This is a genomic window from Sphingobacteriaceae bacterium GW460-11-11-14-LB5 (genome assembly GCA_002151545.1).
Taxonomy (GTDB): Bacteria; Bacteroidota; Bacteroidia; order Sphingobacteriales; family Sphingobacteriaceae; genus Pedobacter.
On the sequence record CP021237.1, the window covers coordinates 3,749,514 to 3,765,668 of the forward strand.

The 16,155-nt window shown below is 38.3% G+C and carries 12 protein-coding genes; 5 read left to right on the top strand and 7 right to left on the bottom strand.

From position 1 onward, the window contains the following. Positions 1–9 precede the first annotated feature (9 nt). Together CA265_14875 and CA265_14880 are read left to right on the top strand one after the other, a co-directional pair. Positions 10–1,077, top strand: a complete 1,068-nt coding sequence (locus CA265_14875) for a radical SAM protein (GenBank protein ID ARS40867.1) — start codon at positions 10–12, stop codon at positions 1,075–1,077. A 197-nt stretch (positions 1,078–1,274) separates the two neighbouring features. Continuing rightward, entirely contained in the window at positions 1,275–2,147 is an 873-nt protein-coding gene (locus tag CA265_14880; GenBank protein ARS40868.1) for a hypothetical protein, read from the top strand. 121 nt (positions 2,148–2,268) lie between these two features. Here CA265_14880 and CA265_14885 read toward each other — a convergent pair whose 3' ends face one another. From CA265_14885 to CA265_14895, 3 genes are all read right to left on the bottom strand, one after another. Then, positions 2,269–2,646, bottom strand: coding sequence for a hypothetical protein (locus tag CA265_14885; protein ID ARS43005.1), 378 nt, complete (start codon positions 2,644–2,646; stop codon positions 2,269–2,271). 278 nt (positions 2,647–2,924) lie between these two features. After that, positions 2,925–5,477, bottom strand: a complete 2,553-nt coding sequence (locus tag CA265_14890; protein ARS40869.1) for a Clp protease ClpC — start codon at positions 5,475–5,477, stop codon at positions 2,925–2,927. Positions 5,478–6,025: 548 nt separating this feature from the next. Further along, positions 6,026–6,523, bottom strand: coding sequence for a hypothetical protein (locus tag CA265_14895; protein ID ARS40870.1), 498 nt, complete (start codon positions 6,521–6,523; stop codon positions 6,026–6,028). A gap of 515 nt (positions 6,524–7,038) precedes the next feature. Here CA265_14895 and CA265_14900 point away from each other — a divergent pair. The 3 genes from CA265_14900 (at position 7,039) to CA265_14910 (ending at position 13,606) form a co-directional block, all read left to right on the top strand. Beyond that, on the top strand, positions 7,039–9,963 hold the full coding sequence (locus CA265_14900; GenBank protein ID ARS40871.1) for a hypothetical protein: 2,925 nt from the start codon (positions 7,039–7,041) through the stop codon (positions 9,961–9,963). 17 nt (positions 9,964–9,980) lie between these two features. Next, on the top strand, positions 9,981–11,480 hold the full coding sequence (locus CA265_14905) for a hypothetical protein (GenBank protein ID ARS40872.1): 1,500 nt from the start codon (positions 9,981–9,983) through the stop codon (positions 11,478–11,480). A 446-nt stretch (positions 11,481–11,926) separates the two neighbouring features. Continuing rightward, entirely contained in the window at positions 11,927–13,606 is a 1,680-nt protein-coding gene (locus CA265_14910; protein ID ARS40873.1) for an energy-dependent translational throttle protein EttA, read from the top strand. Between the two features lie 126 nt (positions 13,607–13,732). Here the strand turns inward: CA265_14910 and CA265_14915 are convergent, their stop codons facing one another. From CA265_14915 to CA265_14930, 4 genes are all read right to left on the bottom strand, one after another. Further along, positions 13,733–14,119: a hypothetical protein gene (locus CA265_14915; GenBank protein ID ARS40874.1), complete on the bottom strand. Its 387-nt coding sequence runs from the start codon at positions 14,117–14,119 to the stop codon at positions 13,733–13,735. Positions 14,120–14,138: 19 nt separating this feature from the next. Further along, positions 14,139–14,486: a hypothetical protein gene (locus CA265_14920; protein ID ARS40875.1), complete on the bottom strand. Its 348-nt coding sequence runs from the start codon at positions 14,484–14,486 to the stop codon at positions 14,139–14,141. Between the two features lie 537 nt (positions 14,487–15,023). Beyond that, positions 15,024–15,263, bottom strand: coding sequence for a hypothetical protein (locus tag CA265_14925; GenBank protein ARS40876.1), 240 nt, complete (start codon positions 15,261–15,263; stop codon positions 15,024–15,026). Between the two features lie 116 nt (positions 15,264–15,379). Continuing rightward, positions 15,380–16,114, bottom strand: coding sequence for an acylhydrolase (locus CA265_14930; protein ARS40877.1), 735 nt, complete (start codon positions 16,112–16,114; stop codon positions 15,380–15,382). Positions 16,115–16,155 lie beyond the last annotated feature (41 nt).

Sequence of the window (16,155 nt, forward strand, 5' to 3'; positions counted from 1 at the left end):
TTTTAATCTATGATTGGCGAAGAAGAAAAACAATATTTTAAAGGACGGGGCGCTCAGGTTAATCCACATAACAAATTTTTAAAGGACGTTTATGTAAAGGAACATGATGAAGGCATAGACGATTGGGAGGAAAGCGATCGTAAAACCTCCTTTATTTTTGAAAATTCGAAAACCATTGTGAACAAAGTTGATAGCCCTGATGTAGGCATGGCTTATTCTTTAAACCCCTATCAAGGTTGCGAACATGGCTGTACCTATTGTTATGCCCGCAATTCACACCAATATTGGGGTTATAGCGCAGGGATAGAATTTGAGCGGAAAATAATTGTTAAAAAAGAAGCACCGGCGCTATTTAAAAAGTTTTTAGAAAAAAAAGGATGGGATGCCACCACCATTTCCCTTTCCGGCAATACCGACTGCTACCAACCTGCCGAAAGAAAGTTTAAACTTACCAGACAGCTGCTTGAAATTGCATTGGCCTACAAACAGCCTATTGGTATGATTACCAAAAATTCGCTTATTCTTCGCGACCGGGATATTCTGCAAGAAATGGCTAAGCTAAATCTCTGTATGGTTTATGTCTCCATCAATAGCTTAAACGAAGATTTGCGACAGGTAATGGAACCCCGCACCACAACAGCTAAACAACGCCTAAAGGTGGTAGAAGAACTGAGTAAAGACGGAATCCCTATGGGTGTAATGGTTGCCCCGCTTGTGCCCGGTTTAAGCGACCATGAAATTCCTAAAATTTTAAAAGCCGTAGCCAATGCCGGCGCCATTAAAGCCGGTTACACCGTGGTGAGGCTCAATGGAGCCATTGGACAGATATTTGAAGATTGGTTGCAGAAAAATTTTCCAGACCGTTTTGATAAGGTTTGGCACATGATTCAAAGTTGCCATGGAGGCAATGTAAATGATAGCAGATTCGGAGATAGGATGCGTGGTGATGGAAATATTTCTCAAATGATCAGGGATAATTTCAGACTGCATTGCCGCTTAAATGGTTTAAACGTAAAGGATATTATTTTAGACCACACTTTGTTCAAAATCCCGAGCAACCAGGTGAGTTTGTTTTAAAGTTTTTAAGTGCGCTGGCCCCGATTGAGAATACTACCGTGTTGACACATCTTTTTTAAGAATAGTTTAAGCACCATGCCAGGTCCTTAAAAGAAGTACAGGCTATACCGAAGAACTGGCTGTTGGTCCCGATTTGCAATCGGGAGCTGTGAGAGCTGGATTTGTAATCCACTATTATAAAACTTAGTTTTAACGTTATGAATATTGCATTAGTAACCTATCTGGATAAAGGCGCTTATGATAGCACCACAGTTGAAAGCGAGGATGATAAACTCTTACATTTCCTGAAAGAAAAGGGATTGGACATTGAAAAAGTAATCTGGAATGATCCGAATATTAACTGGGAAGATTATTCGCTTGCCATTTTAAAATCGCCATGGGATTATTTTGACCTGATTGAAGAATTTTACAGCTGGCTTAATCAACTGGAAGCAAAAAAAGTAAAATTGCTTAACCCTGTTGAGACAGTAAGGTGGAATGCAAATAAACTATATCTGCAGGAAATCGAAGCCGCAGGCTTAATGATTACACCCAGTTTTTTTATTCAAAATCAAAAAAGTGTAAGTCTTGAGGATTTCTTTGAAAAATTTAATACCGATAAGTTAATTGTAAAACCTTGTGTGAGTGGCGGGGCAAAAAACACATTCAAGGTAACTGTTGATGATGTGAAAGAGGTGAATCAAAAGTTAAATCAGCTTATTCAACATGAAGATTTTATCGTTCAGCCATTTCTACCTGAGATTCTGGAAAGCGGTGAATGGTCTTTCATTTTTTTTAATGGCGGGTATAGTCATTCCTTAATCAAACAGGCAAAACCTGGTGATTTTAGGGTACAACCTGCCCATGGCGGATCTGTTCATCCGCAAAAACCGAATGAAGAGCTGGTGGCTACTGCACAACAATATGTAACCTTATTTGCTAAAGATTGCCTTTATGCACGGGTTGACGGTACTTTTGTTAATGGCGAATTTTTACTGATGGAATTGGAGCTCATCGAACCTTTTTTATTCCTGAATACCGATCCTCAAAATTATGACAGGTATTATCAAGCGCTAAAGGAGTTGGTGTAAAAAAGAGCATTCCCATAAGAAAGTCGTCATCTCGACTGAAACGTAGTCCCGAATGTCTGGAAGAGAGATCTATTATAGATTTCTCGGCTGCGTTGCACTCCGCTCGAAATGACGAAATAATTTATTTAGCTGCAAAATCCTGAACCCAGTAATTATCTGTTTTAGCTGCTCCCATTTCTTTAAAGGCGGCATTCATGATATTTTTGCAGTGATCTTCACTTTTAATCCAGTCGTTAAAAACCTGCACTTCGGTGGTTTGGCCAACAGCAATATTTTCACCGACTGTTGTCCAGTTGTACCCTGTTGCTTTAACCCGGGCGCCTACATTATCACCATTGGCAGAGCTATGGGTTAAGCTTTTTATCGATGCGATATACTTACTGTGGCCAATAGCTGCAGCGCCTAAATTTATGTTCCAGGTGAGTGCAGCAACCGGAGGCATAACAGTTGTTCCACAATTACAACCAGCTAAACGGGTATCGTTTACTAATTTTAGCAAGGCTTCGTTATTAATATTAGTTGTTGTAGAAAGTACAGGCGGGTCATTTGTTCCGGCCGAATCATCAGCTCCTTTTTTACAGGATAATGCGCAACATAGCGCTAAACACACTAAGGGAAAGGCAATTAATTTCATTAATCAGGATAGTTTAAGGAAAGATACAAGGATTTTCTTTAAAAAAAAATAATTTATACCCTCTTTTTCACACTCCAGAAGCAAGAAATAGCAGGATAAACCTAAAACAAAAAACTCCCGATTTTCATCGGGAGTTTCCTATTTTATTTACTGGAAGAATCTTCTTCTTGTTTTGGCTCTTCTTTTTTCTTTTCACCTTTTTTATGGTTGATCGAAATCAGCTCGCTCGTTTTATCATAATCAATTTCTAAAACATCACCTTCAGCCAGTTCGCCTTTAAGAATTTCTTCTGCAATTGGATCCTCTAAATATTTCTGGATGGCCCTTTTTAACGGACGAGCACCAAAATTACTGTCAAAACCTTTCTCAGCAATGTATTCTTTAGCATTCTCGGTTAATGCAATTTCATAACCAAGGGTATGAACGCGACCGAATAAAGCTTTTAATTCGATATCGATAATTCTGAAGATTTCATCTTTACCTAAGCTATTAAATACCACTACATCATCAACACGGTTTAAGAACTCAGGAGCAAAAGCACGTTTTAATGCACTTTCTATTACACCACGACTGTGAGAATCGGCCTGGTTTGTTTTCGCTGCTGTAGAGAAACCAACGCCTTGTCCAAAATCTTTAAGTTGACGGGCACCAATATTCGAAGTCATGATGATGATTGTATTTCTAAAATCAACTTTACGACCCAAACTATCGGTTAACTGTCCTTCATCCAAAACCTGCAATAAGATATTGAATACATCAGGATGTGCTTTTTCAATCTCATCCAATAAGATTACAGCATAAGGTTTTCTTCTAACTTTTTCAGTTAATTGTCCACCTTCTTCGTAACCTACGTATCCCGGAGGCGCTCCCACTAAACGTGAAACCGCAAATTTCTCCATATACTCACTCATATCGATCTGAATCAGTGAATCATCACTATCGAACATGAAACGAGCGAGTTCTTTTGCCAGTTCTGTTTTACCTACGCCTGTTGGACCTAAGAAAATAAATGAACCAATTGGCTTTTTAGGATCTTTTAATCCAGCTCTTGTACGTTGGATAGCTTTGGTTAACTTTTTAATCGCATCATCCTGACCAATAATTTTCTCGGCCACTTTATCGTACATGTTCAACAGTTTGGCACTGTCTGTTTGTCCAACACGTTGTACCGGAATACCTGTCATCATCGAAACCACTTCGGCTACATTATCTTCTGATACTTCGTAACGTTTAGTTTTGGTTTCAGCTTCCCACTCCGCTTTAGCCTTATCTAATTCTTCAATTAAATTTTTCTCTGTATCGCGTAGTTTTGCCGCTTCTTCATATTTCTGGCTACGTACAACTTTGTTTTTCTCTAATTTGATATCTTCAATTTTAGCTTCGATATCAATAATATTCTGCGGAACGTGAATGTTGGTTAAGTGAACACGCGAACCTGCTTCATCTAAAGCATCAATAGCTTTGTCTGGTAAGAAACGATCAGAAATATAACGCGATGTTAAGGTAACGCAAGCTAAAATCGCTTCATCAGTATAAGTTACACCATGGTGTTCTTCGTACTTATCTTTAATACGGGTTAAAATCTCTACCGTTTCATCCGGCGTAGCAGGTTCTACCATCACTTTTTGGAAACGACGGTCTAAAGCACCATCTTTTTCAATGTACTGACGGTACTCATCTAAAGTTGTGGCACCAATACATTGAATTTCGCCCCTCGCCAAAGCAGGTTTGAACATATTGGATGCATCTAATGAACCTGATGCACCACCGGCACCAACAATGGTGTGGATCTCATCAATAAATAAAATTACATCAGTAGATTTTTCAAGCTCGTTCATCACGGCTTTCATACGTTCTTCGAACTGGCCACGGTATTTTGTACCGGCCACTAACGACGCCAAATCTAATGTCACTACACGCTTGCCAAAAAGCACACGCGAAACTTTACGTTGTACAATGCGTAAGGCCAAACCTTCTGCAATTGCCGACTTACCTACACCTGGCTCTCCAATTAAAATTGGATTGTTCTTTTTTCTACGTGATAAAATCTGCGATACACGTTCAATTTCTTTCTCGCGTCCTACGATTGGGTCTAAGCGACCTTCTTCTGCAGCTTTTGTTAAATCACGACCGAAATTATCCAAAACAGGGGTTTTAGATTTTATATCTGAAACCTTTTTAGGCGTACTAAAGCTTTCCTCTTCGCGATAATCATCATCACCTCCTGTGGAAGCACTATTTGAGATATCATCTCTGAAACCATTTTTATTCACTTCAACCTCCTGTTTAAAAACATCGTAAGTAACGCCATACTGTAATAAGATTTGTGAGGCGATGTTATCATCATCTCTCAAAACCGATAACAACAAATGTTCGGTGCCAATTAAATCGCTTTTAAATATTTTGGCCTCTAAGTAAGTGATTTTTAAAACTTTTTCTGCCTGTTTTGTTAATGGAATATTGCCTAAGTTTACTGTAACACTCGAAGTACCGCGAACGGCATCTTCAATTGAGCGGCGCAATTTACCGGTATCAACTCCTAACGATCGTAAAATTTTTATAGCCATGCCATCGCCTTCGCGGATGAGGCCCAATAATAAATGCTCGGTTCCAATGTAATCGTGCCCTAAGCGGAGCGCTTCCTCCCTACTAAAAGAGATTACATCTTTAACCTGTGGTGAAAATTTTGCTTCCATAATACCTTTCTTAACAGCTACGTCCCTAAACTATAAAATAACTTTATAAAAACGAACGTACTGTTTTCTTTATTTTATCAACAATTGCGCCATATGGGTGGATAAAGAGGCTTTTGAATGCCTGAGAACCCAAAATTCAATGTAAGATTATCGTTTAGATAAATATTATTTTATTTATATCTATCTACGTAATAAGTGTTATATAGGTTTTAAAGGGACATTTGCCAAAAACATCCGGTTACAGATATTTTATTGTCGGTTTATTGTAAGTATTTTTTCGCCATCAAAAACTGACAATTTGTATCTTTTTACTTAGGCAATTTACAAGTTTTGACAGAAAAATAAAAAGAACGTGACATCATTTAACAATTTCATTAGATAAAAATCAACAAACTAACTCAATTAGCCATACCTATTATAACGTTAATACGAAGTTAACTGTAATTAGGTTGTTTTTGTTTTTGAAGTCAGTAGTTTATTGTAATTCATTTATCATAAATAATAAGCTATCCTTCATTCAGAAATCAACATCAATTGCCTTAACCATTTTAACCATATAGTGCTTCGGTAAGCTGCTCTTTATGGTTTGAAGATAACTTCTGCAAAAACTGCAACGGAACATCGGTAACACCAAGTTTATCGCATTGTGAAACGACCTCATTCAAATCGAAATGGCCTGATAGCGATTGATAAAGCTCTCCTTCCGCCTGCTCAAATCCCATACTCCAATCTGTAAAACAGCGCCGCTCATATTTACCTATTTGCAGCAAAACAACTGATTCGTGACGTTCGTCATTTACGATTTTGTTAAAAAGCCTGCGGATAATGCGTTCATCTCCTTCAAGCAATTGCATAAACCTACCTTTACTCTTTGTGATTTGCAGACCTCTTACATATAATAATATCCCGGTAATATTATTCCGGTTATTAAATTCTCTACACTGATTAAGCAAGGCTCTAAGTTCTCCATTATTAAACAAGCTGCTCGCAATGCTTGTATAAATTAAATAAAAAACGGGGGTTAAAAGTTCATTTTCTAATTCCATAGGGTAATTAACGCTAAATTTTCTGTTTTTTCATAAAACGCGCTTATTATCTGATTATTCTCATAAAAAACAAACGAAACCCAACCACAACTGCTAAAATTCGATTAAAAAGCACCAACAAATCTATCATTTATCTGCATTCATGAGTAATCCAAAAGAATGATAAGCATATTTCATCCACATCAAAAAATTCATTTCTTCCTTTTTTTAATCTGCAATTAAGCCGGCAGAGGCAAACGTTTGCGTTTAATAATATCAGAAGTACCAAGCCGCATAGGCTTTATCCCACCCAAAAAAGGCTTAAATAACAATCCATCCCGCTTTACCAGGATATTTCAAGCAAACGTTTGCGCTGCATTCGCGATTTGATATTGCCTTTTATGGTTATAGTTTAGTAATAATCATTTTACAAAAAGTATATTATTAATGAACCTGAGAATAACTTTTAGCCCGCCGTAATCTGATTAATGCTCCTCAACAGAAAAACAATATAACAACAATCTAACCTAAAAAACATGAAGAGATTTCTTTTAATGATTTCCTTTATTGCGTGTATTTTGGCAGTAAAGGCACAAAACCGTACTATTTCAGGTACGGTAACTGACAGTAAAAAACTCCCGCTTCCCGGGATAACCGTAACCGTGCTGGGAACCAAAACGGCTGTACAAACAGATGCAAATGGAAAATATAACATTAGCGCTGACAATGAAAGTACCCTGGAGTTTAAAGCCCTGGGTTTTACCACCCAAACCATTAAAGTAGGCGCAAATACTTCCGTAAATGTTTCCTTAGTAGATCAAACTACAGAACTGGATGCTGTAACCGTTGTGGGTTATACAGCAAAGAAGAAATCAGAAATTTCGAGTGCCGTAACGACCGTAAGCGGCTCGAAGCTTAACGATGTAACCTCCGTAAACCTCGGTAACCTGTTACAGGGTAAAGCGCCTGGTGTGGTGGCAAGTTCTGCTTCTGGCGATCCAACAGCAGGCTCGAATGTAGTGGTACGTGGCGTAGGCAGTATTAATGCCGGTACAGGGCCATTAATTGTGGTTGACGGAAATATTGGTGGAACCTATAACCCTGCCGATGTGGATAACATTACCATATTGAGAGATGCCGCCGCTACAGGTTTATATGGATCGAGAGCGGCCAATGGCGTTATTATTGTAACCACCAAAAAAGGAAAGGCGGGGGAAACCAGATTTAGCCTAAATTCGACCATTGGTATTGCAAAAGCAACTACGGGTAACTTTAAGCTAATGGATGCCCAACAACTTTACGATTACCAGAAGTCTTTCTTTACCACCCCACCAGCTGCTTCGGTGTTAAATACCAATACCGATTGGTGGAATGAAGCGTTTAGAACAGCAATGGTAAATAACCATACCCTAACTGCATCTGGAGGGAGTGAGAAAACTCAATTTTATATTTCAGGCAACTATTTTAAGGAAGAAGGAACTTTAATCAATAACGATAAAACACAATATAGTTTAAGGGCTAACCTTACCTCACAGTTGACTAAAAAATTAAAATTAACAGCCTTGTTAAGTGGAATTGTAATCAATGATAATTATAATCCCGAAAGTGCCGTTTACCAGGCTTATTTAAATATGCCTTACGATCCGGCTTACAATACGGATGGCAGTCCAACTGACCCACGGAATATTCCTTCCTGGAAAGGTAGAGACCGCTCAAATTTTTTACAGAGTTTGCAGTATAACTACTCAAAAGCAAGAAGTTATACCACAACCGGTGATGTAAACCTCGATTATGATCTCATCAAAAACTTAACAATTTCTAGTTATAACAGGGCTACAATAGCTAACGGCAGGTCAAACAGCTATGCTGATAGAAGAAGTCAGAGTGGCGCTACAAACCTTGGAACAGTTTCTTTAGGAAATACCTTTTCTACTACCCTTTTGTCATCAAACAGGATTAAGTATAACGTAAATATTGGGAATCATAGCCTAAGCGTTTTAGGCGTTGCTGAGCTAGAAAGTTACAAATACGACGAAAGTGGCATTACTGCCAAAGGTTTGCCAGCTGGATTGGATGCCATAAACACAGCAACTGATATTACCAATAAACCTACAGGCCGGTATGATCAGTATCAGAATATAAAATACCTGGCACAGGCTGATTATAGCTTTCAGGGTAAATATTATTTAGTGGGCTCCATCGTTAATGAATACTCTTCTCGATTTGGAAAAAATAACCCTGCCGCAACTTTTTACCAAGCAGGTGCATCATGGATTTTATCTAACGAAGATTTCTTAAAAAGTAATACCACCCTTACGTTTCTAAAATTAAGGGCAAGTTTTGGTACTACCGGGAATCAACGTTTTACTACGAATGATAGCCCTGATGGTTTTTACCAATCGCTAGGCTTATATAATTTAAATGCCGGGGCATCATATAACGGCCAAACAGGCGCCTTCCCAACACAAATTGCGAATCCAGATTTGACATGGGAAAAATCGAGAGCGTACAATTTAGGTCTTGATTTTGGCCTGTTTAAACGCATCGACATTACTATTGATGCTTATGACAAACGTAACTCTGATCTACTATTTGCGGTACCACTTCCTGCAACCGTAGGTTATGGAAGCATTAGAAGAAATATTGGCGCAGTAAGAAACAGAGGTATTGAGTTAACGATCAATTCTAAAAACATCCAGCAGAAAGACTTTAACTGGGAAACCAGTTTTAACATGTCTTTTAACCGCAACAAAGTTATGGAACTAAACCAGGGCTTGTTGGTGGTAAATACCAGTACACAACCCATCGCTTTGGGCCACGATATGGATGAATGGTACATGCAAAAATGGGCTGGTGTAAATCCCGCTGATGGCAAACCCCTTTGGGAAAAATTAGATGATCCTACAGGTGTAACCAGCACTTATAATCAGGCGACCAGACAATATACAGGTAAATCATCTGCACCAAAATTTAGCGGTGGATTAACCAATACACTGGAATATAAAAACTTTACCCTTTCGGCCTTTTTAAATTTTGTATATGGCAACTGGGTATATAATGATAGCCGTTTCTATTTCGATAACGATGGCGTTTACGAAAGTTATAATCAGCAGGTATTACCTAAAGGTTCGGTAAGGTGGACAACCCCTGGCCAAACCGATGCCACCCATCCTCAGGCTAAATTTGGCGGCAATCTTCAATCGCATCAAAGCTCTACCCGCTTCTTAGAAGATGGAAGTTATTTAAGATTGAGGAATGTAACTGTAGGGTATAACTTACCCACAAACTGGTTAAAAAAGGCTTCGATAAATGCTGCCCGTTTATATGTGAGCGGCGACAACTTGTTTACGGCCACCAAATTTTCGGGCGTAGATCCTGAGGTTGACTTAACCGGAGGTATATCTTCTTTCAGATATCCAACCAGCAGAAGATTTGTTTTTGGCGTTAACCTAACATTCTAACCATTAATAAGATTACCATGAAAATATATCATAATCACATCATAAAAATCGCCATTGCAGCCAGTATTATTCTTACTACATCTGCATGTCGTAAAACCTATTTCCCATCTGATAAAGCTGAAGATAGTGGATTATTAACTACCATTGAGGGTAAACGTACGGCAACCTTGGGCAACTATGCTACCTTAAAATCATTAAACTACGAAAACAATTACCATTGGCTTGCCGAGCTCCCTTCTGATGAGGTGGCTCAAGGCCAGAACTCATCAAGCGATGTAACTAATTTATATAAGTATACGCACCTGGTAAACTCTGCTAACGCCACCGCTTATTTTCAGCAAGCCTATTATGTAGCCTCTGCAACAAACAAAATCATTAAGCTCATTCCCGATGGTTCATCGGCAGAGTTGCTACAGATTAAAGGAGAAAACCTGTTTCTCAGAGCGATGTTACATTTTAATTTAGTGCGCATGTTTGGAAGGCCTTATCAGCAAAATCCAACAACCAATCCTGGAGTTCCAATTTTGAACGAGACAGTAAGTGAAACCGATGCCGCCATAATTAAGAGAAGTACAGTTGCCCAGGTATACGATTTTGTAATCGCTGATTTATTAAAAGCTGCACAATGTATCACCGTAGAAAAAAGCAATAGCTTTGCCACAAAATTGGCTGCCTATGCACTCCTATCGAGGGTTTATCTGTACATGGATAACAATGCCAAAGCAATAGAATATGCCAATTTGGTTATTAGTTCAAACAAATATCAATTGATGCAGGATGCCGCTTATCAAACCTATTTTAGAGGAGATCCGGAAAAAAACACCGAAAATATTTTTGCCATTAAACACACCAAAACTGAAAACTACGATTATTCGGCCATTGGTTCGTTATACTATAGCGGCGATGCCAATGGTAATGCGCTGGGTCAGGGAGAAAGCGGATGGGGAGAGATATATGCCTCTGTAAAGTATTATAACTTCCTTAATAAATATCCTCAGGATAAAAGAAAAAGCTTTATTTCGCCGCTAATCGTAAATGGTGTACAACAGTTAAACACAAAATTAACACCGGCTGCGCCAATCTATTACGTAAATAAAAATAACCTGCAGGAAGGTGTGATCAATTTAACATCGCCGGTATACCTTCGTTTGGCAGAAATGTACCTGAACAGAGCAGAAGCTAATGCCAAACTGAACAACACACAATTGGCTTTAGATGATGTGAATGTAATTAGAACCCGTGCCGGAATTCCGACATATACGTTAGCTGATGTGACACCAGCACATGGTATTTTAGATATTGTATTGGAAGAAAGATGGCTAGAATTAGCTTTTGAATGTCAGCGGGCTTATGATCTGTTTAGGAATAACCGTCCGGTGGTGAGAGATTATCCTGGTACACATTCTACCATTAATGGCTCAGTTAATCAAACCATTAACCCAACTGATGCGCGGGTAATTTATTTTATTCCACAAACTGAAAGAGATAAAAATTCTAATTTATCTCAAAACCCTTAGCAAGGGCAAATCATATGATCAAAAAACAAAAGCCTTTCAATCCTGAAAGGCTTTTGTTTTAACTAATGTTTACGGTATCTACTAAGAATTAATCCGCTGGTTAAATGTAAAACTTTTGTATTTCGTTATATAACATGATTTATTTTATGAGCGAATAATGATAATTACATTAAAACGAGATTAGAATTGTTGTTTATTCGTTCATTAGGCACTGGTTTATTAGTTAGCATGATGGATAAAACCATTCCCCGTCTACCTGTACTTCTGTGGCTAAAAGTTTATTAAAGTATAATCATAAAGCACTTTGTAATGGGCTTGTTGTTCTTATCTTTGTAAGCAATTTTGGCTTTGCCATTATTGGGTTGGGTAAAATCAGTCTGTAAAAAAAACGGTTGACCTTCCTTTAATATCATAGCATTAAACTACTTTAAAAACAATACATTATAATGTCAGACGAGAAAATCATATTTTCAATGGCAGGTGTAAATAAAATTTACCCTCCACAAAAACAGGTTTTAAAAAATATTTACCTTTCTTTCTTTTACGGTGCCAAAATCGGGGTTATCGGCTTAAACGGTTCTGGTAAGTCATCACTTTTAAAAATTATTGCCGGTTTAGATAAGTCTTACCAGGGCGAGGTGGTTTTCTCACCAGGTTATTCGGTGGGTTACTTGGCTCAGGAGCCGATCTTAGATCCGGAAAAAACCGTTCGCGAAGTAGTTGAAGAAGGCGTTGCCGAAGTAACGGCTATTTTAAAAGAATACGAAGAGGTAAACGAAGCTTTCGGCTTAGAAGAAAACTACTCCGATCCTGATGCCATGGATAAACTGATGGCCAGACAAGGCGAACTTCAGGATAAAATTGATGCTTTAGGGGCCTGGGAAATCGATTCGAAATTAGAAAGAGCCATGGATGCCTTACGTTGTCCTGATCCTGACACTAAAATCGGTGTATTATCGGGTGGTGAGCGCCGTCGTGTGGCCATGTGCCGTTTATTGCTTCAACACCCTGATGTTTTACTATTGGATGAGCCTACCAACCACCTGGATGCTGAAAGTATCGATTGGTTAGAGCAGTTCTTACAAAATTACGAAGGAACTGTTATTGCCGTTACCCACGATAGGTATTTCTTAGATAACGTTGCCGGATGGATTTTAGAGTTAGACCGCGGTGAAGGTATTCCATGGAAAGGAAATTACAGCAGCTGGTTAGATCAAAAAGCGAAACGTTTATCACAAGAGGAGAAAACAGAGAGCAAACGCCAGAAAACTTTAGAGCGGGAATTGGAATGGGTACGTATGGCGCCCAAAGCACGTCATGCAAAATCTAAAGCACGTTTAGCCAACTACGATAAATTAGCTTCAGAAGACGGCAGAGAAAGAGAAGATAAATTAGAGCTTTTCATTCCTGCAGGTCCTCGTTTAGGTAATGTGGTGATTGAAGCAACAAACGTTACCAAAGCTTATGGTGACAAGGTATTATTTGATAATTTAAACTTCTCGCTACCTCCTGCAGGTATTGTGGGCATTATTGGCCCAAATGGAGCGGGTAAAACCACTTTATTCCGTTTAATTACCGGACAGGAAGAAGCTGATGCCGGTACTTTCCGTGTAGGTGAAACGGTAGAACTGGGTTATGTAGATCAGATGCACAACGATTTAGATGCCGATAAAACCGTTTACGAAAACATTACCGATGGTTTAGACAATATCCAGTTGGGAACGAAAGCCGTTAACGGACGTGCCTATGTTTCAAAGTTCAACTTTAATGGCGGCGATCAGCAGAAAAAAGTAGGCATTCTATCAGGTGGTGAGCGCAACCGCGTACACCTGGCCATTACCCTGAAAAAAGGAGCCAATGTATTGTTGCTGGATGAGCCAACCAACGATATCGACGTAAATACTTTACGTGCACTGGAAGAGGCTTTAGAAAACTTTGGTGGCTGTGCCGTTGTAATCAGTCACGACAGGTGGTTCTTAGATAGGATTTGTACACACATCCTGGCTTTCGAGGGTAACTCTGAAGTTTATTTCTTCGAAGGTAACTACTCAGATTACGAAGAAAACCGTAAAAAACGTTTGGGTGATGTTACCCCAAAACGCATCAGATATAAAAAACTTAACTAATGCAAAGTCCCGATGAAAATCGGGACTTTTTTGTTTGAGGCGCAATTTGGAAATGTATTTATCATTTCAAAGAAGTCAAGTTTTAATCGCCATTGCGCTATAAAAACTTGACTTTTTTTATAGCCATTACATAGATGGCTGAAAAGGCACAGGTCTTTGATTTTCCTTCGCTTTGCGTTTCCCTCTAAAAAAGAAGTAAAGGTTGATAAAGAGCATTATACCGAGATAAATTGCAAAGCCACCAATCTTAGAACTTAATGCTTCTATTAAGTTGCGGTAATCATTAGTGTAGATCGTAATCTTCATAATCATGAGTGCAAAACCTATATTCAACAGGTAAAAACCCGTTTCGAAAAGTTTGTTCGTTGCATTGGCAATCTCTTCTCTTCCTTTAAAAATATCTAACATATATACCTTACTGTTTTTGAACAGCGTTTTTGAAACATAAAAAGTCAAAAAAAGTGCAATTGGTAAATAAACTGCATAGCCGATTAAAATTTTGGTCGTTTCCATAATTGAAAATTTTAGATTGTTATTTTATTAATTTATGAATGGTATTGGTGAGCAAATAGATATTTAAATAGTGAAGAACAGATAGGATGCAAACAATAGTGGCTACTTTTACAGCCATCACTTCTATCAATTGCTGCAGGGAATTAATCGTCTCCCACCCCACCAATGTCATGGCACAGTACCCGATATTCACCAGGTAATAAGAAACCAGCAGTGATTTATTGATTTGCTGACAGAGATCCAAATGGTCGGGAATAAGTTCAGCCACAAAGATATTTCCGTTCCGGTAGCATATTTTGCCAACCACTACAATAATAAATACGATAACGGTAATAAAGATGCCATATCCGAGTATATTGTAATCCATAACCAGTAGTTTTTATTATTTAACTTTCAGGAAAAACTGAAAGAATAGAAGCAAAAAAAATAGCTCTAAAGCCCCTTCTTAACTGTTTTATCTTTCATGTTCCCTTTCACGATGTAAAGTTAAATAAACATTATTAAACTTTCAAATATTATTGAAAGTTTATAAACAAAAAAACGGGTGTTATAGAGCCTTCTATCTTGAACGATGATTTTATCGTATGGAACTATATTAATGACAAGGAAATTTGAAAAAGAACCGCCATTAATCATCGTCATCCGATGGCTTTTTCAGCCGACAGTCTGTCCCGACCTTTCCTATCGTATAGACACATCTCTAATTTACATTTGTTTTTAGTGTCGTTGCCTAGATCAATCAGCTTACTGATACCGAAACTTCTGTATCAGCACCTTTCCTGTTATTGAGAATTCCCTGATTCTAAAATAAATATTAAATATTGACATCAATATTTGTTTATTTTTCCGCTCTATGCCGCGGTGACATGGTACTTTGGAGCGCCAAAGTACCCAAAACGCTTTGTCAATCCAGCAATGAGCCTTTTTGCACAATCCCATTCACATCAAAAAAACAGCGGCACTTCGTTTTGTGTTCAATATTTTTTTTAAAAATTAAATCATCGTTATGAACACAAAACCACTGCGTTTCAGGTTTGTTAGTGCCAATTGACCTAGACAGCACCTGTTTTTTTGATTTTTCCGGCTCTTGGGATTGACGGCATACTTCGTTAAAATCAGTGCTTTTATTAAAGTTGGCTAGCATTATGCATAAACTATTCTTAAAAAAGATGTGCATTCAAGATAGGACCTTTCAGGGAAGCAATGACGAACTTTCTATGGAAGTTTATCAATGATAGCATGATTGAAGGGCTTATCGATCTAATGCCGATTCCTCAAAGCCTTTTTTATTGCATCATCAGTCACTTCTTCCATAATTTTATAACCTGCCAGGTTTGGATGAACGCCATCAACTGTGAGTTCGGCACGCTGCCCTCTCCTTTCGTCTACCAAAGGTGTCCAATAATCTAAAATGGTATAATTTCTTGCTTCAGCGTAGGCCACAATCTTTTCGTTTAAATTCACGATGCTATCAGCTGCTTTAACGCTTTTGTTCCATGGATATTCGTAAACAGGCAGGTATTTACAGAGTATCACTTTAATATGGTGCAACCTTGCCAGTTCGGCCATCGATTTAATGTTATTCATAATTTTATCGTTGGTAACATGGCCGGTATTACCCGCAATATCATTACTCCCGGCCAAAATAATCACCACTTTTGGTTTAAGGTTAATTACATCCTGCCGAAAACGGATAAGCAGTTGTGGCGAAATCTGTCCGCTTATTCCCCTATCCAGATAAGGTTTATCCTTAAAATACTCAGGATCTTTCTGTTTCCAGAATTCGAATATCGAACTCCCTAAAAAAACAACCCTTTTTTCTTTTCTGGTTGGTGGTGGTAAAAGTTCATTTTCTTTCTGGTACTTGCTTAGCGCAGCCCAGTCATCAGCAAAATTCTCTTTTTTAGGTTTATTACTTAACGAATCTGTCTTCAGCTGTGCAAACGAAACATTTACAAAGACCATTAAAAACAGAATCAGGATTTTACTTTTCATGGGATAATCGGTTTGAACGAAACGCTAAACTAATTAATTCC

What these genes read in the sequence shown, in the direction of transcription:
- CA265_14910 (ARS40873.1), top strand. Translation starts at nt 11,927, where the DNA reads ATGTCAGACGAGAAAATCATATTTTCAATGGCAGGTGTAAATAAAATT.
- CA265_14895 (ARS40870.1), bottom strand. Translation starts at nt 6,523, where the DNA reads ATGGAATTAGAAAATGAACTTTTAACCCCCGTTTTTTATTTAATTTAT.
- CA265_14875 (ARS40867.1), top strand. Translation starts at nt 10, where the DNA reads ATGATTGGCGAAGAAGAAAAACAATATTTTAAAGGACGGGGCGCTCAG.
- CA265_14925 (ARS40876.1), bottom strand. Translation starts at nt 15,263, where the DNA reads ATGCTAGCCAACTTTAATAAAAGCACTGATTTTAACGAAGTATGCCGT.
- CA265_14905 (ARS40872.1), top strand. Translation starts at nt 9,981, where the DNA reads ATGAAAATATATCATAATCACATCATAAAAATCGCCATTGCAGCCAGT.
- CA265_14880 (ARS40868.1), top strand. Translation starts at nt 1,275, where the DNA reads ATGAATATTGCATTAGTAACCTATCTGGATAAAGGCGCTTATGATAGC.
- CA265_14930 (ARS40877.1), bottom strand. Translation starts at nt 16,114, where the DNA reads ATGAAAAGTAAAATCCTGATTCTGTTTTTAATGGTCTTTGTAAATGTT.
- CA265_14915 (ARS40874.1), bottom strand. Translation starts at nt 14,119, where the DNA reads ATGGAAACGACCAAAATTTTAATCGGCTATGCAGTTTATTTACCAATT.
- CA265_14920 (ARS40875.1), bottom strand. Translation starts at nt 14,486, where the DNA reads ATGGATTACAATATACTCGGATATGGCATCTTTATTACCGTTATCGTA.
- CA265_14900 (ARS40871.1), top strand. Translation starts at nt 7,039, where the DNA reads ATGAAGAGATTTCTTTTAATGATTTCCTTTATTGCGTGTATTTTGGCA.
- CA265_14890 (ARS40869.1), bottom strand. Translation starts at nt 5,477, where the DNA reads ATGGAAGCAAAATTTTCACCACAGGTTAAAGATGTAATCTCTTTTAGT.